This is a genomic window from Pseudogemmobacter humi (genome assembly GCF_900609055.1).
Classification (GTDB): domain Bacteria; phylum Pseudomonadota; class Alphaproteobacteria; order Rhodobacterales; family Rhodobacteraceae; genus Pseudogemmobacter; species Pseudogemmobacter humi.
The window spans coordinates 216,889-243,176 of record NZ_UXAW01000051.1; the positions used below are offsets into that span (position 1 = coordinate 216,889).

Sequence of the window (26,288 nt, forward strand, 5' to 3'; positions counted from 1 at the left end):
AACCCTGGCGGGTGACAGGGGGTTAATTCCATCCGCTCCCCCTTTCGCGAAGGTTTTCATCCCCGGGCTCCGCGGCGGGCGCCCCGGTCCGAAGCCGGTGCGGCGAGACCCCGAAAGCGGCCCGGAACAGGCGCGAGAAATGGCTGACCGAGGCGAAGCCGCAGGCCATGGCGGTTTCGGTCACCGCCAGATCGGAAAAGCACAGCAGGCGGTGCGCGCGCTCCAGCCGGATGCGGGTGTAATAGCGCTTGGGGGTGTCGCCCAGATGGCGGCGGAACAGCCGCTCGATCTGGCGCGTCGAAAGGCCGAGGCCGCCGGCGATGCGGTTGACCTCAAGCGGTTCTTCGGCATGGGCCTCCATCATGGCGACGGCATCGGCGACCATGCGGTGACGGATGCCGCGCCGCTGCACGAGGCCGGCGGGGCGCGTCTCGTGAAAGGTGCGGATCGGCTGCCAGCTGAAATGCTCGGCCACCCGCTGCGAGATGCCCGCCCCGAAATCGGTTTCCGCCAGCCGCAGGAACAGGTCGATCGCCGAGGTGCCGCCCGAAGAGGTCATCACATCGTCATGCACCACGCAGGCGGTGTGGTGCAGTTCCACATCGGGATGGCTTTCGGCCAGCGTTTCCATATAGCGCCAGTGCACGGTCGCGCTGCGGTTCGAGAGCAGCCCCGCCCGCGCCAGCGTCAGGCTGCCGGAATGCAGCGCCGCCACCCTGGCGCCGCGACGCGCGCAGCGGCGGATCCAGTGTTCGAGAGGCGTGCTCTGCACCGGGGTCGTCCGCGGCGGCGGGCTCTCGCCGCCGACGATGACGATGGTGCTGCCGCGCCCGGCCTCGGGCAGCTCGCCCTCCACCGGCAGCACGATCCCGGCCGAAGAGCGCATCGGCCCGCCCCCCGCCGCGCAAAGCGTCCAGCGCACCGCCTGGCCGGACAGCGCCTCGTTCAGCACCCGCAGCGTCTCAAGCGCGGCCGTCAGCGACAACAGGCAGAACTCGGGCAAGAGCGCGAAGCAATAGCTGTGGCGCGCGCCGCCCCGGCCGCCTGCTCTGGCAGCCGTATCTTCGGCCGGTGGCCCGAGGCTGCGCCCGATCAGCATCACCCCTGGCCTTTCCGCGCCTTGTCGAAGGCCCGGTCCAGCCCCTCGGCCACCTGATCCACATCCGCCAGCGACAGGCACAGCGGCGGAACCATCCGCAGGCAGGAGCGGTGCGGCCCGGATTTCGACAGGATCAGCCCGGCTTCGCGGCAGGCCTCGAACACGACACCGGTGGTGTCGGCGTCGGGCGTCATCCTGCCACGGTCCGAGACCATCTCGATCGCCAGCATCAGCCCGCGCCCGCGCACGTCGCCGATGGCAGGATATTTCTGCGCCAGTTCCTGCAACCGCTTCAAAAGCGCGCCGCCCACCTGTTTTGCGTTCTCTTGCAGCCGGTCGCGTTTCAGCACCTGCAACACCGCCCGCCCCGCCGCGCAGGAGGTCGGGTTCGAGCCATAGGTGTGGAACATGAACTTCTCGGCCATGGGTTCCGCGATCTCGCGCCGCGCCACCACCGCGCCGAGCGGAAAGCCGTTCGAGATGCCCTTGGCCATGACCACGATATCGGGGATCACCCCGTCGGATTCAAAGCCCCACATATGCTCGCCGGTGCGGCCGAAGCCCGACTGCACCTCGTCGGCGATGTAAAGCCCGCCCGCGGCGCGGATCCGCTCGGCGGCGCCCGACATATAGCCGGGGGGCATCTCGATGATGCCGCCGTAGCCCTGGACGCTTTCGACCAGAATCCCGGCGACGCGGCCGGTGGTCGAGGTCTGGATCACCCGCTCGATCTCGTCGAGGTAAGGCGCGGCGCCCGCGTTACGCCCGAAGATGCCGCGATACTGGTTCGGTTCGGCCACGAAGGCGACATTGCCGGGCATGCCGGGATGGCGCCAGCCGGCGATTCCGGTCACCGATTGCGCCGCCGAGGTCGGGCCGTGATAGGCGGTGCGGAGCGCCAGCAGGTCCAGATTGCCGGTGTAGCCGCGCGCCATCGCCATGGCGAGGTCGATGGCTTCCGAGCCCGAATTGGTGAAATGCACCACCCATTCGATATCGCCATTGGGCCCCTTCGGCATGGTCGCCGTCAGTTCCTCGGCGAAATGGGCGGGGACGGGATGGTAGAACATCGTCGTGCAATGGGTCAGCTCCTGCGCCTGATCCATCGCGGCCTTCACCACATCGGGATGCGAATGGCCGACCGAGATGCAGACGTTCATCCCCAGGAGGTCGGTGTATCTGCGGCCCTTTTCGTCCCAGAGATATTGCATCTCGCCCCGGCGGAACACCATCGGGTCGCGGAAGGGCACGAATTTGCGCTGGCTGGCCGAGTAATAGCGGTCGCGCCGCGCGGCGGTTTCCTCAAGGTTCCAGCTGGTGTGCAGGGTCATGCTTTCTCTCCGGTGATCTCGAATGTGCGTCGCGCGACGAAATCGTCCAGCGCATCGCGGATGGATATGTCCATCTCCGGCGCCTCGTAGTCGCGCAGGATCTGTTTGACGCGGGCGGTGGCGCGGTCGTGCTGCCAGAGCCCGCCCTCGGCCGTCCATTGCTCGTAAGTGCCGTTGTCCGACATTTCGCCCAGCCAGAAGGCGGATTCAAAGTTCTCGCGGGTATGGGCGGCGCCGAGGAAATGGCCGCCGGGGCCGATCTCCTTGAATGCCTCCATCGCCTGGGCGGCTTCGGAAAAGTCGATCCCTTCCGCGAACCGCGCCAGCGCCGCGCAGCGGTCGGCGTCCATCACGATCTTCTCGTAGCCGGTGGTCAGCAGCCCCTCCAGACAGCCGGTGGCGTGGATGATGAAATTCACCCCCGCCATCACCGCGCCCATAAGCTGCGACTGGCTTTCATAGCCGGCCTGGGCGTCGGGCACTTTCGAGGCGGTCAGCGCGCCGACCGAATGGAACGGCAGGCCAAGCCGGTCGGCCAGCGTCTTCGCGCACATCTGGAACTGGGTGCCCTCGGGGGTGCCGAAAGTGGGCGCCCCGGTGCGCAAGGACAGGGGCGAGAAGAACGTCCCGAACACCGAAGGCGCGCCGGGCCGGATCAGCTGGATCAGCGAGACGCAGGCCATGACCTCGGCCAGCACCTGCGCCAGCGTCGCCGCAACCGTGACCGGCGACATCGCGCCGCCGAGGACGAAGGGCGAGACCACCGTGCATTGCCCGGCTTTGGCATATTCCTTCAGCGCCCAGAGCATGGTCTCGTCCATCACCAAAGGCGCGTTGGTGTTGACCACCGAATAGAGGACGCAGTTCTCGTTCACGAAATCCTCGCCCATGGCGAGTTTCGCCATGGCAATCGTGTCGCGGGCGCGTTCGGGGGCGGTGACGGCGCCCATGAAGGGCTTGTCGGACAGCGTCAGATGGGTATGCGCCATATGCAGATGGCGCACCGGCACCGGCAGATCGACGGGCTCGACCACCACGCCGCCGGAATGGTTCACGGCGTTAAGGCTGTAGTGCAGCTTCGTGATCTCGCGGAAGTCGTGGATCGTGGCGTAGCGGCGCCCGTTCTCCATGTCATGGACGAAGGGCGGGCCGAAACTGGGCGCGAAAAGTTGCGCATTGCCGCCGATCTGGACCGAACGGGCAGAGTTGCGCGCATGCTGGGTGAAGACCCGCGGCGCGGTCTTTATCTTCTCGCGGCACCAGCCTGGATCGAAGCGCACCCGCTCGCCGTCGACGCGGGCGCCGGCGGCGCGGAAGATCTCCAGCGTCTCGGGATCGCCGCGGAAATCCATGCCGATCTCGTCGAGGATGCGGTCGGCGTTCCTTTCGATGACAGCGACGGCTTCGTCGCTGATCAGGCTGACATTGCCGATACGGCGCAGCACATAGGGGGCCGAGACCTTGTTCCTGTCGCTGCGCTCCTGCATCCGGGCGCTGCGGCCCCGTCTCTCGCCCATGGCTTCGGCCTTCCCGTCAGACTGCTATCGGGGAGTGCCCCCGGATGCGGACGATAGAGGCGGCTTTGGCGGCCTGCACAGGCCAAACTTATACTATCGGAAATCCTAATGAGACGAATTAGCGATCTCGTGGTAGACCACCTGCCCGGCGATGGCGGGAAACAGGGTCTCGAAGGCGCGGCGCAGGATGATCTGGCATTCGCGCGCGATGCGGTGGGGGATGTCGCCCAGATCCTCGCGCCGGCACACCAGCCGGATGGTGCGTTTCAGCGGCGCGAAGGGCAGGGGCTCGATCCGCAGCCGCATGCCCTCAGCCACGCCGTCGATCAGCAGCGTCGGCGACAGGATCGCGAAACATTTGCCGGTGATCACCCCGGCCATGACCATGGAGGTGCGGTCGGCCTCGATGGCGCGCGGCAGGTCCAGGCGGCAGCGTTGCAGATGCTGATCGGTGCGCCGCCCGACCGGGGTGGAAGTGCCGAACCGCGCCAGCGACAGGTGCCGGGCGATCTTGTGGATGTCATCGACAGGGCCATCGTAACCCGATGGCAGAACAAGGAAAAACGGCTCTTCCAGAATCGAGGTGAAATTGTATCCCAGCCCTTCCTGCAATTTCTCGGAGGTTACCGCCATCTCGATCCGCCGGTCGTTCAGCGCGGCGAAATGATCGGTCGCAAGCCCCGCCGACAGGATCAGCTCCGGCACTTTCATCTGCTTGCCGACCAGCTCATAAAGCCCCGGCGTCAGCGTGGTGGCGATGGACGCAAGCAGCCCCACCCGCAGCGCGGGCAGCGACGAGGCCCCCAGATGCTGCATGTCGCGTTTCAGATCGTCGATCAGATTGAGCAGCCGGAAACCGTGGCGTTGCAGCATTTCCCCGGCATAGGTCAGCGTGATCGGACGGGTCGCGCGGTCGAACAAAGGCATTCCGAAGATCACCTCCAGGTTCTTCAGATGCTGCGAGGCGGCGGATTGCGTGATGCGCAACGCGCTGGCGGCGGCGGTGACCTGCCGCATCTCGGCCACGGCCATGAAAACCTCGATGGCGCGGAACAGGTTGATATCCGGTTCGTGTTTGTCGCGCGTGTTCATCCTGAAGATCCGGGCTGCCGTTCTGCTAAGAATTAGTATCCCTAATGATGTTTGTCCATTCTTGCGCGAGCGGCGGGCATTCTGTCTGATTTCCGGGAAGATAGAACGGACGTAAGGCCAGATGCGTAAGATCGTGATCATCGGTGGCGGCGCAATCGGGCTGAGCCTCGCCTGTCACCTGACGAAAACCGGCGCGGCATCGGTCGAGCTTCTGGAGCGCAATACGCTGACCTCAGGCACCAGCTGGCATGCGGCGGGGATCGTCGGGCCGCTGCGCGCCACACCGAACATGACGCGGCTGGCGATGTATGCCGGCGAGATGTTTCCCCGGCTTGAGGCGGAAACCGGCATGTCCACCGGCTACCGGCGGACGGGGGGATACTGGCTGGCGCGCGATCCGGCGCGGATGGACGAGCTGCACCGCATCGCGGCACTTGGCCGCCACTTCGGGCTGCATCCGACGATCACCGGGCCTGAGGGCGTGACTGTGCCGGGGCTCGACCTGTCCGGCGTGGTCGGTGCGATGGCGGTCGAGGAAGACGCGAACGTCAATCCGGTCGATCTCTGCATGGCCTATGCCCGCGCGGCGAAGGCGCAGGGCGCGGTGATCCGCGAGAATGCCCGGGTCGAAAGGCTGCTGACCGAGGGGCACCGCGTCACCGGCGTGGTGATGGCGGATGGCGCGGTGATCCGCGCCGATCAGGTCGCGCTCTGTGCCGGGGCCTGGTCGAAGCGGCTGGCCGATCAGGCGGGCGTCACGCTGCCCTTGCAGGCGGTCGAACATATGTATGTGGTGACCGAGCCGATGCCCGGGATGCCGCATCCTTTCCCGGTACTGCGCGATCTGGACCGCGGCATCTATGTCAAGGGCGACGCGGGCAAGCTGGTGATCGGCGGCTTCGAGCCGCGCGCCAAATGCTGGGACGCTTACGGCCCCGAGGGCGACCGGCCCTTCCTGGAAATGCCCGAGGACTGGGACCAGTTCACCCCGTTCATGGAGGCCGCGCTGGCGCTGATCCCCGGTCTTGCGCAGGCGGGCATCCAGCATTTCATGAACGGGCCGGAAAGTTTCACCGTGGATACCCGCCCGCTGATCGGCGAGACGCCGGAGGTGGACGGGCTGTTCGTCGCCGCCGGGATGAATTCGGTGGGGGTGATGTCCTCGGCGGGCGTCGGCCGGGTGCTGGCCGACTGGATGCTGGCGGGCCATGCGCCGATGGATCTGTGGGAGGTGGACGTGGCCCGCGCCGATCCGCTGGCCGCGGCCGCGGCCCATGTCGAGGCGCGGATGGAAGAGGCGGTCGCCGATGCTTTCGCGCTGCACTGGCCGTTCAGACAGCCCGGGGCCGGGCGGGGCCTGCGCAAATCGGCGCTGCATGATCTCTGGGGCGATCAGGGCGCGGTCTTCGGCCTGACCGCGGGGTGGGAGCGCGGGCTGTGGTATGCCCGCGATGCGTCCGAGCGCGATCTGCCGTATTCGGTCGGCGCGCAGCCGTGGTTTCCCATCGCGCAGCGCGAGGCGGCGGTGATGGCGCAGGGCACCGCGCTGCTGGACCTTTCCCCCTTCGGCAAGTTCGACATCTCCGGCCCCGATGCGCTGCGGCTGATGCAGCATATCGCCACCGCGAACATGGATGTTGCGCCGGGCCGCGCGGTCTACACGCTGCTTCTGAACGAGAGCGGCGGGATCGAGGGCGATGTGACCATCCTGCGCCGCGCCGCAGACCGTTTCCGGCTGGTCTCGGGCGCCGCCACCCGCTGGCGCGATGCGGCCTGGCTGCGGCGGCGGTCCGCGGGTTTCGATGTGACCATCGCCGATGTGACCGAGGCCGAAGCGGTCATCGGCGTCATGGGGGCGGGATCGCGCGAGACCCTCGCGGGGCTGTCGTCCGACGACTGGCAGGATTTTCCGTTCTCGACCGCGCGGCAGGTGACCGTCGCCGGCCAGCCCTGCACCGCGCAGCGCGTCAGCTTCGTCGGCGAACTGGGGTGGGAGCTCTACGTCCCCGTGGCTCATGCCACCGCCGTTTTCCGCGCCCTCACCGGAGCGGGCGCCCGGCCGATGGGCCATTACGCGCTGGACGCCTGCCGGATCGAGAAGGCGTTCCGCCATATGGGCCACGACATCGGCCCCGAGGTCTCGCCGCTGGAGGCGGGCCTCGGCTTCGCGGTGGACTGGTCGAAGGATTTCCTCGGCAAGCCCGCCCTGGCGGCGCAGCGCGCCGACGGCATCACCCGCAGGCTGGTGCTGTTCGATCTGCCGGGCCACCCGCTGGTGCTGCATGACGAACCGATATGGGAGGCGGGCCGGGTGGTCGGCCTGACCACCTCGGGCGCGCGCGGCGCGCGGACGGGCCGGACACTCGCGCTCGGGCTGGTCGGGATCGCCAGGGGCGAGACCATGGCGCAGACCTGCGGGCGGATCTTCACCGTGGAGATCGCCGGAAAACACCATGAGGCGCAGGCGCTGGCCCGCCCGCCCTTCGACCCTGCGGGCGAAAGGATGAAGGCATGACGGAAGCGCAGGTTCTGATCATCGGGGGCGGCGCCATGGGCGTCTCGCTGATGTATCATCTGGTCAAGGCGGGATGGACCGATGTCGTTCTGACCGAGAAGAACGACCTCACCCATGGCTCGACCTGGCACGCCGCCGGGCTTTGCACCCATTTCGCCCATAACCCGACGATCCAGGAATTGCGCGCCACTTCGGTGCGGCTTTACCGCGATATCCTGCCGGCCGAGACCGGCGAGAGCTGCGGCTTCCACGCCTCGGGCGCGATGCGGATCACCTCGAACCCGGAGCGGATGGACGAATTCGCCCATGTCGCGGGCCTGTCGAAATTCACCGGCTATGAGTTGCGGCTGTTGCACTCGCCCGAAGAAGTGGCGGCGCTGCATCCGCTGGCCCGCACCGAGGGGATCCTCGGCGGCATCTATGAGCCCGACGACGGCCATGTCGATCCGACTTTGGCGACCAATGCCATGGCCAGGGTGGCCCGCGAAGGGGGGGCGGTGATCCTGCGCCGCAACCCGGTCCATGCGATCCGGCGCGAGAACGGCGCCTGGCTGGTCGAGACGAAACAGGGCCCGATCCGCGCGAAGCACATCGTCAACGCCGCCGGAACCTGGGGGTGGGAGATCGGCCGGATGATGGGGGCCAACGTGCCCTCGGTCCCGGTGCTGCACCAGTATCTGGTGACCGATACCGTGCCCGCGGTGGCCGAACGCATCGCGCAGGGCCTGCCGGAACTGCCGATGATCCGCGACCCCGAGGAAAGCTGGTATGTCCGCCAGGAACGCGACGCGCTGATCCTTGGCCCCTATGAGAAGGACGCGCAGGTCTGGTCGGTCGACGGTGTGCCGCCCGAGTTCGGCGCCGAGCTGATGGCGCCCGATCTCGACCGGGTGGAGCATATCCTGCTGGCCGCCATGGCGCGGATTCCGGCGCTGGAAACCGGCGGGGTGAAATCGGTGGTCAATGGCCCGATCACCTTCACCCCCGACGCAAACCCGCTGATCGGCCCGGCCTGGGGGCTGGAAAACGCCTGGCTGCTGACGGGATCCTCGATGGGGGTGATGGAGGGCGGCGGCTCGGGCTGGTTCCTCGCGCATTGGATGACCCATGGCGCGCCGCCGATGGATGCCCTTGCGGTGGACAGCCGCCGCTTCGGGCCATGGGCCGACCGCAACTACCGGGTGCAGAAGGCGGTGGAATGCTTCGGCCTGCAATTCGGCGTGCATTATCCGTATGAGGAACGCCCCGCCGCGCGCGGGAAGCGGCTGACGCCGCTTTACGATCTGATGCAGGCGCGCGGCGCGCAGATGGGCGCGGCTTACGGCTGGGAGCGGCCGAACTGGTTCGGCGCCCCCGCGGCCCTGACCTTCCGCCGCCCCGGCTGGTCCGACGCGGTGGCGCGCGAGTGCCGGCTGGTGACCACCGCGGCAGGCCTTGCCGACATGTCGGTCTTTTCCAAGTTCGAGGTGAGGGGGCCAGAGGCGCGGGCCTTCGTGGATGCTCTGGGCTGCAATCTGGCGCCGAAGCCGGGGCGGGTCGGGCTGACCTATGCGCTGTCGCCCGCCGGAGGGACGGAAGCGGAATTCACCGTCGCCTGCCTCGCCGGGGATCACTTCTATCTGACCTCGGCGGCGGCGGCCGAGATGCGCGACGACGATCTGTTGCGCGCGCGGGCGCAGGGGTTCGATGTGACCGTCTCTCGGGTGAGCGACGATCTGGCGGTGATCGGGCTGATGGGTCCGGCCTCGCAGACGATCCTGGAGCGGCTGACGGAAGATCCGTTCGGCCCCTGGATGTCGGTCAGGACGATGATCATCGCAGGCATTCCCGTCCGGGCGATGCGGCTGTCTTACGTGGGCGAATCCGGCTGGGAGTTGCATGTCGCCGCCCCCCGCGCGGCGGAACTGTTCCTCGCGCTGGAAGCGGCGGGCAAACCCGAGGGGATCGGCTGTTTCGGCGCCTATGCGATGAATGCGATGCGGCTGGAGAAGGGCTATCCGGCCTGGGGCGCCGACTTCACCACCGAGCGCACCCCCGCCGAGACCGGCATGGGCTTTCTTGTGAAGCCCGACCATGATTTCATCGGCCGTGAGGCGCTGCTCAGGCGGATGGCAGAGGAGAACCGCTGGGAGATGGTGCTCCTGGAACTCGACCCCGGCGAGGCCGATCCCTACTACTCTCACGGTGTCTGGCAGGGCGACCGTTGCGTGGGCATGGTGACCTCTGCGGCTTACGGTCATCGCACCGGCAAGGTGCTGGCGCTGGCTTACCTGCGCGACCGCCATGCGCGCGACGGGCTGGAGGTCGAGGTTCTGGGCAGGCGCCGGGGCGCGAGGATCCTGACCGAGCCGCCCTTCGATCCGCAGAACACGAGGCTGCTGGCCAGCCCCGCCCGCCAGCCGCTTCCGGCGGGATAGCGGGCCATGACCCGGAGCGCAGCGCACAGGGTGGCGATCGTGACCGGAGGGCTTTCCGGCATCGGCCATGCGGTGGCGCTGTCGCTGGCCGGGGCGGGCTACCGGGTGGCGGTGGGCGCGCGCGATCTGGAAAGCCGCGACCGCCTCGCGGCTTTCGGTGCTTTGACCGAGGCCGCGCTTGAGGGCGGCGGCGAGGTGCGCGCCGATGTGCTGGATCTGCGCGATCCGGCCTTGGTCGCGGCCTTCTGCGACCGCGCGGCGCAAAGGTTCGGCCCGGCGGATATTCTGGTCAATGCCGCGGGGATCACTGCGGAGCAGCCGGTCACGGGCCATTCCGACCGGCTTTGGGCCGATATCATCGACACCAATCTGACCGGCGCCTTCCGCATGATCCGCGCCTCTCTGCCCGGCATGATGTCGCGGGGCTGGGGGCGGATCGTCAATATCGGCTCGACAGCGGCCGGCACGGGCTGGAAGGATAACCCGGCCTATTGCGCGTCGAAGGCGGGCCTGCTGGGGCTGACGCGCTGCGTCGCGCTGGAAGGGGCCGCGCGGGGCGTGACCTGCGTCATGGTCAGCCCGACCTGGGTCGACACCCCGCTGATGGAAGCCGATCTGCGCCAGATCGTCGAGCGCGAGGGCAAGGGCCGCAGCACGGCCGAGGCCCGCGCCGCCATAGCGGCGGAAAACCCGCAGGGCCGCATCATCGCGCCCCAGGAGGTGGCGGCGCTGGTGGGTTTCCTTGTCGGCGAACAGGCGGCGGGGATCACGATGGAGGAAATCAGGATCACCGGCGGCGCCCTCTGGTAAGGGCGGCCCGGCAACAGGAAGAACCATAAAACAATAAAAACCATAAAACGAACCGACAGGGAGAAGACGCCGATGAAACATCTCACCACGACGGTTTGCGCCGTTGTTCTTGGCGCGCTGGCCGGGCCGGGTATCGCCGCCGAACCCGGCGCCACCGATCAGCCGATCCGCATCGCCATGCTGGAATGGACCGGGGCGCAGATCACCTCGCAGATCGCGGGGCGGGTGCTGGAGAAGGCCGGCTACAAGGTGGAATATGTCACCGCCGGAAATTACCCGCATTTCCAGGGGCTGGCCGATGGCGAGATCGCGGTCTCGCCCGAGATCTGGCTGAACAATGTCGGCGATATCTATCCAAAGGTGCTGGCCGAGGGGAAGGTCGAGGATCTGGGCAGCCTTGGCCTTGAGACCAACGAGGGCTGGATCTATCCGAAATTCATGGAAGAGCTCTGCCCCGCGCTGCCGTCCTGGGAGGCGCTGAACGATCCCGCCTGCGTCGCGCTGCTGGCCACGCCCGACACCATGCCGAACGGCCGTTTCCTCGACTATCCGGCCGACTGGGGCTCGCGCGCGGCGACGATCATCGCCGACAACAGCCTGGCGCTGACGGCGGTGCCTTCGGGTTCCGAGGGCGCGATGCTGGCGGAACTGCGCGCCGCCGGGGCGGCGAAGACGCCGCTCGTCATGATGTTCTGGGCGCCGCATTTCATCCTGGCCGAGGTGGAGGTCGGCTGGATCGACATGCCGCCCTGCGTGCAGGACACCAACGAGCACTGCATCAGGGCCCCGGATGTGAACAAGGCGGTCTGGTCGGGCTTCAAAGACAAATGGCCCGCCGGATACGAGGTGCTGAAAGCGTTCAGCGTCTCGACCGAAGACCAGCAGCAGATGATGCTGGCGATCGACCAGAACGGGGAATCGCTGGAATCGGTGGCCGATGGCTGGATCGCCGCGAACGAGGCCCTCTGGCGGCCCTGGGTGGATGGTGCGCTGAACTGAGCCCGGAGGCCCCGTGATGACGGAAACGCCCGCCGGCGCGCTGCTCAGTTGCCGCAATCTGTGGAAGGTGTTCGGGCCGCGCCCGGGCTGGTATTTCGATACCGCAGGCTACCGGATCGACCCGGAGGCGCTGGCCGAAAGGCTGCGCCGCGAGGGGCATATCCCGGCGGTGGCCGATGCCAGCTTCGACGTGCAGGCGGGCGAGATCTTCGTCATCATGGGGCTTTCCGGCTCGGGGAAGTCCACCCTGGTGCGCTGTCTGTCGCGGCTGCTGGATGTCGAGCACGGCAGTATGAGTTTCGAGGGGGTCGATCTGCGCGCCGTCAGCGGGCGCGAACTGACGGAAATCCGCCGCCGCAAGATGGGCATGGTGTTCCAGAGCTTCGGCCTCTTGCCGCATCTGACCGCGCTTGAGAACGTGGCCTTTCCGCTGAAGCTCCGGGGCATGGCGCGGGCCGCGCGTGAGGCGCGGGCGCAGGAGATGCTGGAACTGGTCGAACTGGGCGGGCGCGCCGGGGCGCTGCCATCGGAGCTGTCGGGCGGGCAGCAGCAGCGGATCGGCATCGCCCGCAGCCTCGCCCCAGACCCGGATCTGTGGTTCCTGGACGAGCCGTTCTCGGCGCTCGATCCGCTGATCCGGCGGCAGATGCAGGACGAATTTCTGCGCCTGCAACGCCAGTTGAAAAAGACCATCGTCTTCATCACCCATGACATCATGGAGGCCTGCCGCCTGGCCGACCGTATCGCGCTGATGCGCGGCGGAAGGATCATCCAGATCGGCACCCCGGCCGAGATCCTGCTCTCGCCCGCCGACAGCTATGTCGCCGAATTCACCGCCGATGTGGCGCTCAGCCGGGCGATCCGGCTGGGCGACCTCGCGGTGACCGCCGTGCCGGGCGAGGCCCCCGCCGGTCCGGCGCTGAACCCCCGCGCGCCGATCGAGACCCTGCTGCCTGAGATCGCCGCCGGGCAGAAGCGGTTCGCGGTTGAGGCCGCGCCCGGACAGCCCGCGCTGGTGCTGGAGGCCGAAGCGGTGCTCGCCGTTCTGCGCCGCGATGCCGGGCCGGACGCTGGCTGCGAAAGCGGGCCGCGATGACGGGGCCGCATCCTGTGAGCGCGCAGAACCGGATCTGGGCCGGGTTGCTGGCGCTTTGCCTGATCCTGACGGTGCTGGCGCATTTCTGTCCCTGGCTGCGCAATTTCCCGGCCGGTCTTACCCTGCCGCTGGCCGAGGGGCTGAACCTGGCCGTCACGCCGCTGTTCGAGGCGGCGCGGCCCCTGGGCAGGATCGTTGCCGTGCTGGTCGAGACGCCGCTCGGCCTGATCCGCGCGGGGCTGGCATGGGCGCCCTGGCCCGCCATGGTGCTGGCGGCGATGCTGATCGCTTTGCGCGCCGTGGGCCGGGGTTTTGCGCTCTTCACCGGCGCGGGGCTGCTGGCGGTGGTGGGGATGGGCTACTGGCCCAAAGCGATGAACACGCTGGCGCTGATCCTGATCTCGGTGCCGCTGGCGGTGGTGCTGGGCTTTGCGCTCGGGGTGCTGGCCTTTTATCGGCCGCGGCTGCGCCCCGCGGTGATCGCGGCGCTGGATGTGATGCAGACCTGGCCCGCCTTCGGCTATCTGATCCCGCTGCTGCTGCTGTTCGGCTTCGGCCCTACGGCGGGGCTGGCGGCGAGCGTGGTGTTTTCCATCCCGCCGATGGTGCGCAACACGCTGGTGGGCCTCGGCGACGTGCCGCCGGCGGTCGTCGAAAGCGCGCTGATGGCGGGGGCGCGGCCGGGACAGCTGTTCTGGCAGGCGCGGGTTCCCACCGCTTTGCCGCAGCTTCTGGTGGGTGTGAACCAGACCACCATGGCCTCGCTTTCCATGGTGATCATCATCGCCATCATCGGCGGGTTCAACGATATCGGCTGGGAGGTGCTCTCTGCCATGCGCGCGGCCGAGATGGGCCGCTCGCTCGGGGCCGGGCTGGTGATCGTGCTGCTGGCGATCCTCCTGGACCGGATCACCCGTGGCCTGGCGGAACGCCGCGATCCCCGTCTGCCGCGCAGCCTGTCGGGCCGGGGGCTTGCGTTCGGGTTTGGCGCGGCGCTGCTGCTGGCGCTGGCGCTTTCCGGCCAGGATCTGCTGCCGGGCGACGCGGGCCAGCGGGCTTTGCGCCGTCTGGACGGCTGGCTGCTGGAGTTCGTGACCTGGAGCGCGCCCTTCTTCGCGGTTTTGCGCAATGTCATCACCTGGGGGGTGATGCTGCCGCTGCGGCTTGGCTTCTCGGGCTCGGCCAGCCCGATGGTCTGGGGCTTTGCGCTGACCCCCGGCGTGACGCTGGCCTATGCGGGGGCCTCGGCCGCGCTGGCGCTTGGCCTCGGCTGGCGCCGTCCCGGCGCCGGGATCGCGCTCGGCTTCGCCTCGCTTCTGTTCTGGACCGGGCTGCCGAATTTCCCCTGGATCGGGGTGTTCGCCGTGATCGCCACCGCCACCTGGCGCGCGGGCGGGGCGGGGCTTTGCCTGCTGGCGCTGTCGGGTCTGGGGATCGCCGGGGTCTCGGGTCTGTGGGGCGCGATGATGCAGTCGATCTGTCTTTGTGCGGTGGCGGTGCTGATCTGCTTTGCCGCGGGCGGTGCGCTCGGTGTGGCGGCGGCGCAGAGCGACCGGTTCTCGGCCGTTCTGCGCCCGGTCAGCGACACGCTTCAGACCATGCCGCAATTCGTCTTTCTGATCCCGGCGCTGATGCTGTTCAGGGTGGGCGAGTTCACCGCCCTGATTGCCATTGTGCTTTACGCCATCGTGCCGCCGATCCGTTATGTGGAACACGGGCTTCGCAATGTCCGCGCCGATCTGGTCGAGGCCGGGCGCCAGATGGGCACCACCCCCTGGCAGCTTTTGTGGCAGGTGAAGCTGCCGCTGGCGCGCAGCTCGGTCCGGCTGGGGCTGAATCAGACCATCATGGCGGCGCTGTCGATGCTGGTGATCGCGGCGCTGGTGGGCACGCGTGAACTGGGCCAGCAGGTCTATGTCGCGCTGTCGAAGGCCGATGCCGGGGCGGGGCTGGTCGCGGGCTGGATCATCGCCTGTATCGCGCTGGTGGCCGACCGCATGCTGCGCGCCCCCGCCGGGGTTCAATCCGAATAATTAGGGAGGTTTCCATGTATCCGATCTATGCGCTCTGGTCGCATCCGCGCTCGATGTCGACCGCGATGGAGCGGGTGATGCGCGAGCGCGGCGATCTCGACTGCGCGCATGAGCCTTTCATGTATGATTATTACGTGCATCGCGCGGTGCGGGAGATGCCGCATTTCGACATGCGCCCCGATCATCCGGTCAGTTATCCGGCGATCCGCGACCATCTGCTGGCGCGGGCCGAAAAGGGCCCGGTGTTCTTCAAGGACATGAGCTATTATGTCATGCCGCATCTGCTGGAGGACGCGGCCTTCGCGCCTCGTCTGGTCAATGCCTTCCTGATCCGCGACCCGGTGGCCTCGATCGCCTCTTACTTCAAACTCGATCCCGAAGTGACGCCGGACGAGATCGGGCTGGAGGCGCAGTGGAACCATTACTCGGCGCTGAAAGCGGCGGGCGGGAAGCCGGTGGTGATCCGCGCCGAAGACGTGCGCCAGGACACACGCGGCATGATGGCGCGGTTCTGGGAAGCGGTCGGCCTGCCGTATACCGAACGGGCGTTCGACTGGCAGGGGGAACGCCCGAAGGACTGGGATCAGGTCGGCGGCTGGCACGGCGATGTCAGCTCTTCGCGCATGATCCGGCCGCTGAGCGAAGACGAGATCCGCGCGCAGCGCGAGGGTTTCGCGGCGCTGGCGAAACAGCATCCGGTGATGAACGATCACCTCGCCCATCACCTGCCGTTTTACGAGAAACTGGCGGCGGAGGCTCTGGGCTGAGCGGCGGCCCTTGACCCGCCCGCGCGCTGCGGTCAGTCATAAGCCGACCCCGATCCCCGATGGAGGCGCCATGACCACCGGCCTGACCCTGACCGAGGAAAGCCCGCTCGGCCCCGATCTTGCGCTGCTGTTCCAGCGGCACACGGCGGATATGCACGCCCAGACCCCGCCCGAGAGCATCTATATGCTCGGCGCTTCCGATCTGGCGGCGCCGGGGGTGCGGTTCTTCGTGCTGCGCGACGGCGGGCGGCCGGTGGCGATGGGCGCGCTGAAAAAGATCGGCGCGGGCCATGCCGAGATCAAGAGCATGCATGTCCTGGCCGAGGAGCGCGGGCGCGGTCTGTCGGACCGGATGGTCAACCATCTGATCGCCGCTGCCCGCGCCGACGGCTTCCAGCGGCTGTCGCTGGAGACCGGGCATGAAGAGATCTTCATCCCCGCCCGCCGCCTTTACGAAAAGGCCGGGTTTGAACGCTGCGGCCCTATCGAGGGCTATCCCGACGATCCTAACTCATATTTCATGACCCGCGCGCTGTAAGGACGAAACCGATGAACCGCATCCTGCATGAACCCGTCGATGCCTCGCGCGTGCCGCGTTTCGCGGGGCGGTCCACCTTCATGCGGCTGCCGGCGGTCGACAGCGCGGCCGGGCTGGACGTGGCGCTGGCGGGGATTCCCTGGGACGGCGGCACCACCAACCGCGCCGGCGCCCGCCATGGCCCGCGCGAGGTCAGGAACCAGTCCAGCCTGATGCGGCGCGGCCATCACGTCACCGGCACCATCCCCTACGAGCTGATTTCGGTCGCCGATCTGGGCGATATCGAGGTGCAGCCCATCGACCTGCTGGCTGCCCTTGCACAGATCGAGGCCGGGATCGCCGCGATCTGCGCCGAAGGCGCGCTGCCGCTCTCGGTCGGGGGCGATCATCTGACGACGCTGCCGGTCCTGCGCGCGATCCACAAGGCGGATCCGTCGCGCGGGCCCTTGGGTCTGGTGCAGTTCGACGCCCATTCCGACACCAACGACACTTATTTCGGCAACAACCCCTATACCCACGGCACGCCGTTCCGCCGCGCCATCGAGGAAGGCATTCTCGACCCGAAGCGCATCGTGCAGATCGGCATCCGCGGCTCGGTCTATGCCGCCGACGAGCACGGCTGGGCCCATGATCAGGGCATCCGCATCATCTATATCGAGGAATTCGACCGGCTCGGCCCGGCGGGCGTGATGGCCGAGGTGCACCGCATCATGGGCGACACGCCGTGCTACGTCACCTTCGACATCGACGGGATCGACCCGTCGATGGCCCCCGGCACCGGCACGCCCGAGATCGGCGGCTTCACCACCCGCGAGGCCCAGGCCATGCTGCGCGGCCTTGCCGGGCTGAACATCGTCGGGGCCGATGTGGTCGAGGTCTCACCCCCCTTCGATGCGGGCGGGATCACCGCGCTGACCGGGGCGACGGTGCTGTTCGAGCTCTTGTGCGTGATCGCCGCCGGGATCGCCGCGCGGGGCTGATCGGGCGGCGGAAATGCTGCGCAGCATTTCCGCCGGTTTGTCATGATTATATATTATATATCAATAATATAAATGTGATCCGTCGGCCCCTGTGCCGGAGCGGTCGATTTCGGATTTTCCCGGTGGATCACAGGAAATCCGCCGTGAATGCTGCGCAGCAAAGCCTGCACCGCGACGCGTCCCGGCCGGCGCTGAACCACCCCTGGCATCAGCCTGCACCGCCTTTCCCCCTGGCGAGCCGATCCGGCGCGTGATCCGCATCGAACCGCCAGGGGGAAAGGCCGACCGGCGGGCGAACAACCCGCTCCCCGGGTCCGGCAGCGATCCGGGCGATGCTTTGCACATTCCGGAGACAATCCTCTGAATGTCGTCCGATTGTTCCCGCCTCTTCCCTTATCTGCCCGGATCGTATCATAAATCTACCGGGGGATGTGCCGACCCCGGCAGCGAGTGGTAGCCATGGTGAATTTGTTACCCGAACGGATCAGGCGGCCGACGTTGCGGACGGCGCTGATCGCAATCCTTATCGTGGCGCTTCTGCCCACGCTCGGCGTGGTGGCCATGGCGCTGATCAATGCGGGCAAATCCTTCCGCGAACTTTCCGAGCAGCGGTTGCTGGAGACCGCCAGCATCCTCGCGCAATCCACCGCCAGCGAGATCGAGGTCACCGGCAGGCTTCTGCACGGGCTTCAGGCCGGCCTTGGCCAGCCCGGGGCGCCGCTCACCGGCCCGCATGCCACCGACGCCAGCCGCCATGACCTGTTCAGCCTGGTGCGCAACGAGGCCGGCGCCTTCGCCCCGCCGCCGGGGGTCGAGCCCGCGCTGGCCGGGCTGGTGGTGCAGGCCGCCGGGACCGGCCGGATGCAGGTGTCGAACTTCCTGCCCGAGCGCTATCCGGGCGACACGCCGCGCATCGCCATCGCCCATCCTGCCGCCGAGGGCGGGGGGGCGGTGACGGTCGCGGTGGTGGTGGGCCATCCCGGCAACCTGATCCGCTCGCTTGCGCGGCAGACCAAAAGCAGCGGCGCGGCGGTTCTTGCCATCACCGATGGCGAGGGCCGGATCATCGCGCGTTCGGTCGGGGGCGAACGGCTGACCGGCCAGCCGGTCCCCGACTGGCCGGTGCTGGCCGCGCTTGGCACCGGAAGCGGCAGTTTCCGCGCGCGCACCATCGAGGGCCGCGCCATCGTCTTTTCCTTCCAGAGGATCGCGGGCACGCCGGGCTGGGTCGCGCTGGTGGGCGAGCCGGTGGTCAGTTTCGATCTGCGCTGGCAAAACCCGATCCGCAGCATGATCATCGCCTCGTCGGCCACCATCGCGGTGGCGCTTTTGTTCGCGCTGCTGCTGGCGCGGCGGGTGCTGGCGCCGATCCGCGGGCTGGTCGAGCGTTCGCGCCAGATCGCCGCGCTTCAGGGGCGGGGCGGGGTCCATGACGCGGTGGCGGTTCCCCCGGCGATGATCGCCGAGTTCGAGACGCTGCGCCGCAGCCTCGACCAGGCAGAGCGGGAACTGCGTGCCCGCCTGACCGAAAGCCGCGCCGCCGAGGAAACGGCCCGCGAAAGTCTGCGCGCGCTGGAATGGGCCGAACGGCTGGCCCGGATCGGATCCTGGACCTACGACCCGGCCCGGAGCAGCTTGTCGGCTTCGGCGATGATGAGCGAGATGAACGGCGCCGATCCGGGGCGCGAGATCACGCTTGAGGATCTGCGCCGCATGATGCCGCCCGAAGATTTCGCCCGGGTGGGCGAGGCGAACCGTCGCTGCCTTGAAACCGGCGAGCCCTATACGGTCGATATTGCGCATTACCGCCCGTCGGGCGGCAGTTTCTCGGCCGAGGTGCGCGGCCAGGCGATCCGCGGCGCGGATGGCCGGATCGCCGCCATTTCCGGCACCGTCCAGGATGTCAGCGAGCGCGAGGAGGCCCGCGCGCAGCTTGGCGCCATCGTCGACAGCCTGCCCAATGGCGCGATCTACCGCATCGACTATCTCGCCCCGGGGATCGGGCTGGACGGGAACGAGATCACCACCGAGGAGATGCGGGTCTCCTACGTCAGCGCGGGGGTCGAGCGGCTGGTGGGGTATCCGGCCGAGGCGATCATGGAGAACCCTGGCCTGCTGATGCGCGCCGTCCACCCGGACGACCGGGAACGCTATCTGGCCGCCTCGCGCCAGGCCACGCTGGACCAGACCAATTTCGAATGCGATTTCCGGGTGGTCCGGCCCGACGGCAGCCTGCGCTGGCTTCAGATCCGCTCGGCGCCGCGCGCCCTTGGCTGCGGCCGGGTCTGGGACGGGATCATCCTCGATGTCACCCAAGCCTATGAGACCGCCGAGGCCCTGCGCATTGCCAAGGAAAACGCCGAGGCCGCCGAGCGCGCCAAGGCCGATTTCCTGGCGACGATGAGCCATGAGATCCGCACGCCGATGAATTCGGTGATCGGGATGACGCGCCTCGCGCTACAGACCGAACCGGATCCCCGGCAGCGCAACTATCTGGAGAAGATCAACGATTCCGCCAATGTCCTGTTGGGGATCATCACCGATATCCTGGATTATTCCCGGATCGAGGCGGGCGGGATGACGCTTGAGAGCGCCGTGTTCCGGCTGGAGAGCGTGCTGGAGACGGTCTCTTCGGTCACTGCGCTGCGGGCCGAGGAAAAGGGGCTGGAGCTGACGTTCGACATCGCCTCCGGCGTGTGCGGGCTCTGGCGCGGCGATTCGCTCAGGCTGGCGCAGGTGCTGACCAATCTGGTGGGCAATGCGGTCAAGTTCACCGAAAAAGGCGATGTGGTCGTCTCGGTCTCGGTGCAGCCGGGTGGCGCGGGCGAGGGGGAGCGGCTGTTGTTCGCGGTGCGCGATACCGGCATCGGCATGACCGGCGCCCAGATCGCCGGGCTGTTCCGCCCCTTCTCGCAGGCCGGGGCCGATACCGCGCGCAAATATGGCGGCACCGGCCTTGGCCTTGCGATCAGCCGCCGCATCGTCGAACTGATGGGCGGCCGGATCTGGGTGGAAAGCACGCCGGGCCTCGGCAGCACCTTCTTCTTCACCGCAGAGCTGGACCGGGCCGGGCCCGAGCCTGCCAGCCGGATCTCTGAGGGGCTGAAGGATCGCCGCGTGCTGATCGTCGACGACAACGAAGCCGCGCGGAAGATGCTGGCAGACATGGTGACGGGCTTCGGCATGCGGGCGCTGACCGCCTCCGGCGGCGAAGAGGCGCTGTATCTGCTGCACGGAGCCGAAGCGGGCGGCCAGCCCTTCGATATCGTGCTGTCCGACTGGCGGATGCCGGGGATGGACGGGCTGGAACTGGCCCGCCGCATCCGCGAGGACGCGCGGCTGCTGAACCTGCCCGCCGTGCTGATGGTCACCGCTTACGGCCAACAACTGGTGCTGTCCGAGGCCGGGGATATCCGGCTTCAGGGGGTTGTGCTCAAGCCGGTCACCCGCTCGATGGTGTTCAGCACCCTGTCGGGCGTGCTGGCTGTCGCGCCGGGCGCCGGTGCCCGCATGCCTTTGCGGCGGATCGGCGGGGATGGCGATCTGATCCGGGCGCTGGCCGGGCGCCGGGTGCTGGTGGTCGACGACAATGCGCTCAACCGCGAGGTGGCGCGCGAGTTTCTCGAACTGGCGGGGATGCTGGTCGTCACCGCCTCCGACGGCCGCGAGGCGATCCTGCGGATGGAGGAGGCGGCCTTCGGGGTGGTGCTGATGGATGTGCACATGCCAGGCATGAACGGGCTGGAGGCGATCCGCGAGATCCGCCGCCGCCCGGAATGGGCCAGCCTGCCGGTGATCGCGCTGACCGCCCGGGCCCGGGTCGAGGATCAGCGCGAAAGCCTGGCGGCGGGCATGACGGCGCATCTGACCAAGCCGCTTGACGAACAGGCGCTTTACCGGCTGCTCGCGGAGCTGGTGGGGCAGGGCGCGGCCCCCCCGGCCTATACCCCCGACCTGCCGCAGCTTCTGCGCCGCTTCGGCGGCTCGCGTGAGCGGCTTTTGCGCTTCGTGGACGGTTTCCTGCGCGATTTCGGCGATATGGAGGCGCGTTTTGCCGCGCTGATGGCCGGGGGCGATCTGGCGAAGATCGCAGATTTCGCGCATCGGGTGCGCGGCGTGGTCGGCTATCTCGAAGCGGATGCGATGTTCGCGCTGTCGGGCCATGTGGAAGAGGCCGCGCGCCGGGGTGACGGCGCCCGGGTCGAGGCGCTGGCGCCGGGTCTTCGCCGGCTGATGGCGGAATGCCTGGCGCATCTGCATCGCTTCCGCGCCGATATGGCGCCGCCGGAAGGCGGGGGGCCGGAAGGGGAAGCGGCGGGGCGGATATGAACGCGGCACCGCAATACCCTTGCGGATGAGGGCGGCGGCGCAAGAGAGGGAAGGGTGAGAGACTGGACAGCGACCCAGGCGGGGCTCGTTACGGCTGCTTCCTTCCGGACCTGACCGGGTTGGCGAGGCGCCTGCCCGCGCCAGCCTCTCAAGCCGGGATATATGCCGGCCCGGACTGCGGCGCAAGTGGCGCTCGCATGGGCGGCGTGCCGGAGCCATGATGTCGCGCGCTCAGCACGCCGGAGTCATTCCGGGTGCAGGCGAAAGCGGGAAAATCCCTCTTCGGTCAGGCCCACCGGCTCGGGGCGCAACGCGGCCAGCTCGCCCAGATGACCGGCGCAGCCGCTGCCGGTGTCGAACAAGAGGCTGGTGCCGGGCATCGGCACGAAGGACCAGCCGCCGCCCCGGTGCGGCCCGATCCGCCCCGCTTCGCGGATGTAGCCGGCGATCGCATCGGTGCAAAGCCGGTTATCGTCCAGCACCAGCCGGTCCGAGGCCAGCGCATGGGCCGAGGCGAGATAGCTGTTCGTCACCACCACGACACGCTCGTCGGGGGCGAGGGGGCGGCCGCCGATACCGAGATCGCGGATCCGGCCCTCTCCCGGCGTGGCCGCGCGGTCGCGCAGGCAGGGCTGGCTCAGGTCGATGCGGTAATCCGCCCCCACCGCCACCTCATAGCTGAAGCCGGGGACCCGCGGGTCGATCAGCATCTGGTCGGGCCGGCCCGGGGTGATGCGGTTGAAGATCGCGCTGGTGCGGTCGAGCCGCGCGGCAAGCCCGGCGCCGGTCATGATCTCGGCGGTCACGGTATTGGGGAAAGGATAGAGGTCGAACACATGGCGCAGGGACAGCGGCCCGGGCGGGATGTCGCTGTAATGCTGCGGCCCGCCGTGCCCGCCGCAGCGATAGGCGGTGACCAGCGCCACCATCGGCAGGCCGGCCCAGGGGGTGGCGGCCAGCGCGCGCCGCGTGTGGTGCATCTTGGCGGCGCCGATCAGCCGCAGCGCCTGGCAATCCGCCACCTGGGCGAACCAGGTCGACAGCGGGATCGTGGTGGTGCCCAGCCTGCGGCGCATCTTCGACAGCGCGGCGCGGTGATCGGGCGCAAGCGAATCCCGCAGGGGCGCGGCGGCGGCGCGGATCGTCCGGGCAGACAGACCGGCGATGGATTCCGAGCCGTGGATCAGCCGCGTCTCGCTTTGCGCCACCTGCCAGCCCTGGCGCGCGGGCCGCAGCCACAGGTCGATGATCCCCAGATGCGAGCCCTCATGCCCCGGCTGCACCACGGGTTTGCCCACGATCCGGCCGCGCAGGGAATCGATCCGCGGATCGGGATGGCCGCCGCCGTCGGGAAAGGTCAGATGGCTGTGGCCCGCGATCACCGCATCCACGCCGGGGATGGCGGCGATCGCGGCGGCCTGCGCGTCCGAGCCATTGGTCCGGCGACTGGCCGAAACCCCGGTATGCGCCAGACAGACCACCAGATCCGCGCCGCGCCGCCGCAGTTCCGGCACCCAGGCCCGGGCGGCTTCGGCCATCGGGCGCACGAGGATATGGCCCTCAAGATGGCGGCGGTCCCATTGCAGGATCTCGGGCGGGGTCAGACCGAGGAGACCGATGGTGATCGCGCGCGGGCCGTCCGGCATCCCGGGCAGGCGGCGGCTGACCAGCGCGAAAGGCGTGCAGAGAAAGCGGTCCTGCAACGGATCCGACCCGGCTGCGGTCAGCACATTGGCGGACAGCACCGGAAATCCCGCCCCCGCCACGGCCTGGCGCAGAAAGCCGAGGCCATAGTTGAACTCGTGATTGCCGAGCGCCGCCGCATCGTAGCCGAGCGTGTTGAAGGCGGCGATGGCGGGATGCACCCTTCCGCGCCGCCCGGCGATATCGGGATCGGCCAGCGCGCTGCCTTGCAGGAAATCGCCGTTGTCGAGCAGGAGCGAGGCCGGGGCGTCGCGCCGCGCCTCGTCGATCAGGCAGGCGATCCGGGCAAGGCCGCTGCCGAACAGCGGCCGGTTGGAATAATAATCGTAGGACAGGATCTGTGCATGCAGGTCGCTGGTGGCGATCAGCCGCAGATGGCCGCAGCCGGCGGGTGTCGCGGTGGCGGCGATGGCCGGGGGCGAGGCAACCTCGTCCGGCCAGCCGACCTCTCCGACCTCTCCGGGGCCGGTCATGCCGGTTTCGCCTCATTGTCGAAGAACTTTGCGGAAAAAGGCACCGGCCAATCCGATTGATCTGTCATGTTCTCCTTAAGGTTGTCATGCGCCGGGGTTGGCGGCAAGCGTCGGTTGCATATCCGCTGCCGCAGGCCGCGCGGGCGGGCTTTTCCTGACACACTCCGCATGCGATGAAACCGCAGCCAGAGCAGGAGAGCGGACATGCGCATCGCGGAACAGGTGACTTTCGGCGGAACCGGACGCGACCGCGGCCATGAGTTGCGCCGCGACCCCGACGCGCTGGCCGCGCTGCTGGCGGAGGGGCGGGTGCTGCCCTTATGGCGCTGCATGGTGCTGGCGGGCGAGGATGCGCTCGGCTGGCTGCAAGTGGGCGATCCGATGCTGGAAGACGCGCCGCAGCCGGTGTTTCTGGGCCTCTGGCAGGGCAAAGGCGTGTTCGCCGCCGATATCTCGCACTGGAGCCCGGAGCAGGGCGTGCCCGATCAGGGCGGCTTCGACGCAGGGATGCAGCCCCATCCGCTGGCGCCCGAAGGCCACGCGCTGACCGAGCTGCGCCGGATCATGGCCGCGCTGTCGCCGGACGAGGCCGAGATGGCCGCCACCGCCCGCGCGCTTCTGGAATGGCACCGGACGCATGGCTTCTGCGCCGCCTGCGGCGCAGCGTCGCAGGCGGGCGGCGGCGGCTGGCACCGCAAATGCCCCGCCTGCCATGCGATGCATTTCCCGCGCACCGATCCGGTGGTGATCATGCTGGTCACCAGGGCCAACCGCCTGCTTCTGGGCCGCAGCCCCGGCTGGCCCGAGGGGATGTATTCCACCCTGGCCGGTTTCGTCGAGCCGGGCGAGACGGTCGAGGCCGCCGTGCGCCGCGAGGTGCATGAGGAAACCGGCATAAGCTGCGGCGCGGTGCGCTATCTGGCCAGTCAGCCCTGGCCCTTCCCGGCCTCGCTGATGCTGGGCTGCCATGCCGAGGCGATGAGCGAGTCGATCACGCTGGATCCGGCCGAACTGGAGGATGCGCTCTGGCTGACGCGCGAAGAGATGGTGGCGGTGCTGTCAGACGATCACCCTGCGGTCCGGCCGCCGCGTCAGGGCTCGATCGCGCGGTTCCTGATCACGAACTGGCTTGCCGACCGGCTGGATTGAGGCGACACTCCGGCGCGGAAAACGCTATATAAACGGTACAGGCAGGTCAGGCGCATGAAACTCGGGACGCGGCAGGACATCGAGGCCCCGCTGGATTTCGTCTGGCAGCAACTGACCGATTTTGAGCAGTTCGAGCGTATGGCCCTGCGGCGCGGCGCCGAGGTCGAGCGGGTCGACCAGCTGAAGCGCCCCGGTCCGGGCATGGGCTGGCGTCTGCGTTTCGCATATCGCGGCAAGCCGCGCCGGATGCTGGTGCGGATCGCGGAACTGACCGAAAACAGCGTGATCGACTGCGGGCTGGACAGTGCCTCGGTCGAGGGGGCCGCGCGGATCGAGCTGATGGCGCTGGCGCCGCGCCGGACCCGGATCTCGCTGGTGGCGGATCTGCGGCCCAAAACCCTGGCGGCGCGGCTGGTGATCCAGTCGCTGCGCCTTGCCAAAGGCCGCACGCAGCGCAAACTCGATACGGCGCTTGGCCGGCTGGTCGCGCTGGTCGAGGAACGCTGGCGCGCGGGAAGCTGAGGGTCAGCGCCGCTCGGTCGATGCGGGATAGACGCCGAGGATGTTCAGCTCGGTGGTGAAGAAGCCCAGCTCTTCCAGCGCGCGCGCCAGCGGCGGGTCCTCGGGATGGCCTTCCACATCGGCATAGAAGGCGGTTGCGGTGAAATGGCCGCCGATCATGTAGCTTTCCAGCTTGGTCATGTTCACCCCGTTGGTGGCGAAACCGCCAAGCGCCTTGTAAAGCGCCGCAGGAATGTTCCTGACCTGGAAGGTGAAGGTGGTGACCATCTTCTCTGCCCGGCGCGTATGGTCGGGGGTGCGGCTCATCACCAGAAAGCGGGTGGTGTTGTTGGCGTGATCCTCGATATGGCGGGCCAGCACGTCCAGCCCGTAGATCTCGGCCGCCAGTTCGCTGGCCAGCGCGGCGCGGGCCGGATCACCCGCCTCGGCCGCCTCGCGCGCGGCTTTCGCATTGTCGGAACTGACCACGCCGCGGATGCCGTGTTTCTTCAGGAACCCCGCGCATTGCGGCAGGATCACCACATGGCCATGCGCCTCGCGCACGTCTTCGACCCGGCCGCCCTTCACCCCCAGCAGGTTGACATGGACCCGCACGAAGTCCTCGTCGATGATGTGCAGGCCCGAATCCGGCAAGAGGCTGTGAACATCGGCCACCCGGCCGTAGGTCGAGTTCTCGACCGCCAGCATCCCCAGTTCGGCGTCGCCCCGGCGCACGGAATCGACCACCTCCTCGAAGGTGGGGCAGGGCAGCACCTCCATCCCCGGGCGCGCCTGGCGGCAGGCCTGGTGCGAATAGGCGCCGGGTTCCCCCTGGAAGGCGATCGGGCCAGCCATGATTCTCTCCTGAAAATTCACGTTTCCGGTGCCGCAGAGGCGATTGGTCGCGCTCCTACACCTTGCAAGAGACCGGGGGAAGC

The 26,288-nt window shown here is 68.3% G+C and carries 18 protein-coding genes and 1 other RNA gene; 12 read left to right on the forward strand and 7 right to left on the reverse strand.

The window, feature by feature from the left end; all coding sequences use genetic code 11:
* Positions 1 to 22: 22 nt before the first annotated feature.
* The 4 genes from XINFAN_RS07285 to XINFAN_RS07300 all read right to left on the reverse strand — a co-directional run bounded on the left by XINFAN_RS07285 (position 23) and on the right by XINFAN_RS07300 (position 5,039).
* On the reverse strand, positions 23 to 1,099 hold the full coding sequence (locus XINFAN_RS07285) for a GlxA family transcriptional regulator (protein WP_124085824.1): 1,077 nt from the start codon (positions 1,097 to 1,099) through the stop codon (positions 23 to 25).
* Complete coding sequence (locus XINFAN_RS07290) at positions 1,099 to 2,430, reverse strand: aspartate aminotransferase family protein (RefSeq protein WP_124085825.1); 1,332 nt, start codon at positions 2,428 to 2,430, stop codon at positions 1,099 to 1,101. Before XINFAN_RS07290 ends, XINFAN_RS07285 begins: the two co-directional genes overlap by 1 nt.
* Positions 2,427 to 3,947, reverse strand: a complete 1,521-nt coding sequence (locus XINFAN_RS07295; RefSeq protein ID WP_124085826.1) for a trimethylamine methyltransferase family protein — start codon at positions 3,945 to 3,947, stop codon at positions 2,427 to 2,429. The genes XINFAN_RS07290 and XINFAN_RS07295 overlap by 4 nt, the downstream gene beginning before the upstream one ends.
* Positions 3,948 to 4,052: 105 nt before the next feature.
* Positions 4,053 to 5,039, reverse strand: a complete 987-nt coding sequence (locus XINFAN_RS07300) for a LysR family transcriptional regulator (RefSeq protein ID WP_160144559.1) — start codon at positions 5,037 to 5,039, stop codon at positions 4,053 to 4,055.
* Between the two features lie 121 nt (positions 5,040 to 5,160).
* On the opposite strand from XINFAN_RS07300, the gene XINFAN_RS07305 reads away from it, so the two are divergent.
* The 10 genes from XINFAN_RS07305 (at position 5,161) to XINFAN_RS07350 (ending at position 21,523) form a co-directional block, all read left to right on the forward strand.
* Complete coding sequence (locus XINFAN_RS07305) at positions 5,161 to 7,554, forward strand: FAD-dependent oxidoreductase (protein ID WP_124085828.1); 2,394 nt, start codon at positions 5,161 to 5,163, stop codon at positions 7,552 to 7,554.
* Positions 7,551 to 9,971 carry a GcvT family protein gene (locus XINFAN_RS07310; protein ID WP_124085829.1) on the forward strand — a complete coding sequence of 807 codons (2,421 nt, stop codon included), beginning with the start codon at positions 7,551 to 7,553 and terminating at the stop codon, positions 9,969 to 9,971. The genes XINFAN_RS07305 and XINFAN_RS07310 overlap by 4 nt, the downstream gene beginning before the upstream one ends.
* Positions 9,972 to 9,977: 6 nt before the next feature.
* Positions 9,978 to 10,781 (forward strand): SDR family NAD(P)-dependent oxidoreductase, encoded by an 804-nt coding sequence (locus XINFAN_RS07315; RefSeq protein WP_124085830.1) that lies wholly within the window; start codon positions 9,978 to 9,980, stop codon positions 10,779 to 10,781.
* Between the two features lie 72 nt (positions 10,782 to 10,853).
* Positions 10,854 to 11,780, forward strand: coding sequence for an ABC transporter substrate-binding protein (locus XINFAN_RS07320; protein WP_124085831.1), 927 nt, complete (start codon positions 10,854 to 10,856; stop codon positions 11,778 to 11,780).
* Positions 11,781 to 11,796: 16 nt separating this feature from the next.
* Positions 11,797 to 12,876 (forward strand): ATP-binding cassette domain-containing protein, encoded by a 1,080-nt coding sequence (locus XINFAN_RS07325; RefSeq protein ID WP_124085832.1) that lies wholly within the window; start codon positions 11,797 to 11,799, stop codon positions 12,874 to 12,876.
* A 14-nt stretch (positions 12,877 to 12,890) separates the two neighbouring features.
* Positions 12,891 to 14,909 (forward strand): ABC transporter permease, encoded by a 2,019-nt coding sequence (locus XINFAN_RS07330; protein WP_160144560.1) that lies wholly within the window; start codon positions 12,891 to 12,893, stop codon positions 14,907 to 14,909.
* 14 nt (positions 14,910 to 14,923) lie between these two features.
* Positions 14,924 to 15,676 (forward strand): sulfotransferase-like domain-containing protein, encoded by a 753-nt coding sequence (locus XINFAN_RS07335; RefSeq protein WP_124085834.1) that lies wholly within the window; start codon positions 14,924 to 14,926, stop codon positions 15,674 to 15,676.
* Positions 15,677 to 15,746: 70 nt separating this feature from the next.
* Positions 15,747 to 16,214 (forward strand): GNAT family N-acetyltransferase, encoded by a 468-nt coding sequence (locus XINFAN_RS07340; RefSeq protein WP_124085835.1) that lies wholly within the window; start codon positions 15,747 to 15,749, stop codon positions 16,212 to 16,214.
* Between the two features lie 11 nt (positions 16,215 to 16,225).
* Positions 16,226 to 17,194 (forward strand): agmatinase, encoded by a 969-nt coding sequence (gene speB, locus XINFAN_RS07345; RefSeq protein WP_124085836.1) that lies wholly within the window; start codon positions 16,226 to 16,228, stop codon positions 17,192 to 17,194.
* 498 nt (positions 17,195 to 17,692) lie between these two features.
* Positions 17,693 to 21,523, forward strand: coding sequence for a response regulator (locus tag XINFAN_RS07350; RefSeq protein ID WP_160144561.1), 3,831 nt, complete (start codon positions 17,693 to 17,695; stop codon positions 21,521 to 21,523).
* Between the two features lie 53 nt (positions 21,524 to 21,576).
* Here XINFAN_RS07350 and ffs read toward each other — a convergent pair.
* An RNA gene (gene ffs / locus XINFAN_RS07355) (signal recognition particle sRNA small type) lies at positions 21,577 to 21,673 on the reverse strand.
* A 95-nt stretch (positions 21,674 to 21,768) separates the two neighbouring features.
* On the reverse strand, positions 21,769 to 23,700 hold the full coding sequence (locus tag XINFAN_RS07360; RefSeq protein WP_124085838.1) for a metallophosphoesterase: 1,932 nt from the start codon (positions 23,698 to 23,700) through the stop codon (positions 21,769 to 21,771).
* A gap of 204 nt (positions 23,701 to 23,904) precedes the next feature.
* Between XINFAN_RS07360 and nudC the strand changes: the two genes are divergently transcribed.
* Positions 23,905 to 24,849, forward strand: a complete 945-nt coding sequence (nudC, locus tag XINFAN_RS07365) for an NAD(+) diphosphatase (RefSeq protein ID WP_124085839.1) — start codon at positions 23,905 to 23,907, stop codon at positions 24,847 to 24,849.
* Between the two features lie 54 nt (positions 24,850 to 24,903).
* Entirely contained in the window at positions 24,904 to 25,371 is a 468-nt protein-coding gene (locus tag XINFAN_RS07370; protein ID WP_124085840.1) for an SRPBCC family protein, read from the forward strand.
* Positions 25,372 to 25,374: 3 nt separating this feature from the next.
* On the opposite strand, the gene XINFAN_RS07375 is transcribed toward XINFAN_RS07370, so the two are convergent.
* Complete coding sequence (locus XINFAN_RS07375) at positions 25,375 to 26,205, reverse strand: prephenate dehydratase (protein WP_124085841.1); 831 nt, start codon at positions 26,203 to 26,205, stop codon at positions 25,375 to 25,377.
* Positions 26,206 to 26,288: the final 83 nt, after the last annotated feature.

Excerpts from the sequence above, each read along its gene's own strand:
- XINFAN_RS07285 (WP_124085824.1), bottom strand. The coding sequence starts at position 1,099 with ATGCTGATCGGGCGCAGCCTCGGGCCACCGGCCGAAGATACGGCTGCC.
- XINFAN_RS07290 (WP_124085825.1), bottom strand. The coding sequence starts at position 2,430 with ATGACCCTGCACACCAGCTGGAACCTTGAGGAAACCGCCGCGCGGCGC.
- XINFAN_RS07295 (WP_124085826.1), bottom strand. The coding sequence starts at position 3,947 with ATGGGCGAGAGACGGGGCCGCAGCGCCCGGATGCAGGAGCGCAGCGAC.
- XINFAN_RS07300 (WP_160144559.1), bottom strand. The coding sequence starts at position 5,039 with ATGAACACGCGCGACAAACACGAACCGGATATCAACCTGTTCCGCGCC.
- XINFAN_RS07305 (WP_124085828.1), top strand. The coding sequence starts at position 5,161 with ATGCGTAAGATCGTGATCATCGGTGGCGGCGCAATCGGGCTGAGCCTC.
- XINFAN_RS07310 (WP_124085829.1), top strand. The coding sequence starts at position 7,551 with ATGACGGAAGCGCAGGTTCTGATCATCGGGGGCGGCGCCATGGGCGTC.
- XINFAN_RS07315 (WP_124085830.1), top strand. The coding sequence starts at position 9,978 with ATGACCCGGAGCGCAGCGCACAGGGTGGCGATCGTGACCGGAGGGCTT.
- XINFAN_RS07320 (WP_124085831.1), top strand. The coding sequence starts at position 10,854 with ATGAAACATCTCACCACGACGGTTTGCGCCGTTGTTCTTGGCGCGCTG.
- XINFAN_RS07325 (WP_124085832.1), top strand. The coding sequence starts at position 11,797 with ATGACGGAAACGCCCGCCGGCGCGCTGCTCAGTTGCCGCAATCTGTGG.
- XINFAN_RS07335 (WP_124085834.1), top strand. The coding sequence starts at position 14,924 with ATGTATCCGATCTATGCGCTCTGGTCGCATCCGCGCTCGATGTCGACC.
- XINFAN_RS07340 (WP_124085835.1), top strand. The coding sequence starts at position 15,747 with ATGACCACCGGCCTGACCCTGACCGAGGAAAGCCCGCTCGGCCCCGAT.
- speB (WP_124085836.1), top strand. The coding sequence starts at position 16,226 with ATGAACCGCATCCTGCATGAACCCGTCGATGCCTCGCGCGTGCCGCGT.
- XINFAN_RS07360 (WP_124085838.1), bottom strand. The coding sequence starts at position 23,700 with ATGACCGGCCCCGGAGAGGTCGGAGAGGTCGGCTGGCCGGACGAGGTT.
- nudC (WP_124085839.1), top strand. The coding sequence starts at position 23,905 with ATGCGCATCGCGGAACAGGTGACTTTCGGCGGAACCGGACGCGACCGC.
- XINFAN_RS07370 (WP_124085840.1), top strand. The coding sequence starts at position 24,904 with ATGAAACTCGGGACGCGGCAGGACATCGAGGCCCCGCTGGATTTCGTC.
- XINFAN_RS07375 (WP_124085841.1), bottom strand. The coding sequence starts at position 26,205 with ATGGCTGGCCCGATCGCCTTCCAGGGGGAACCCGGCGCCTATTCGCAC.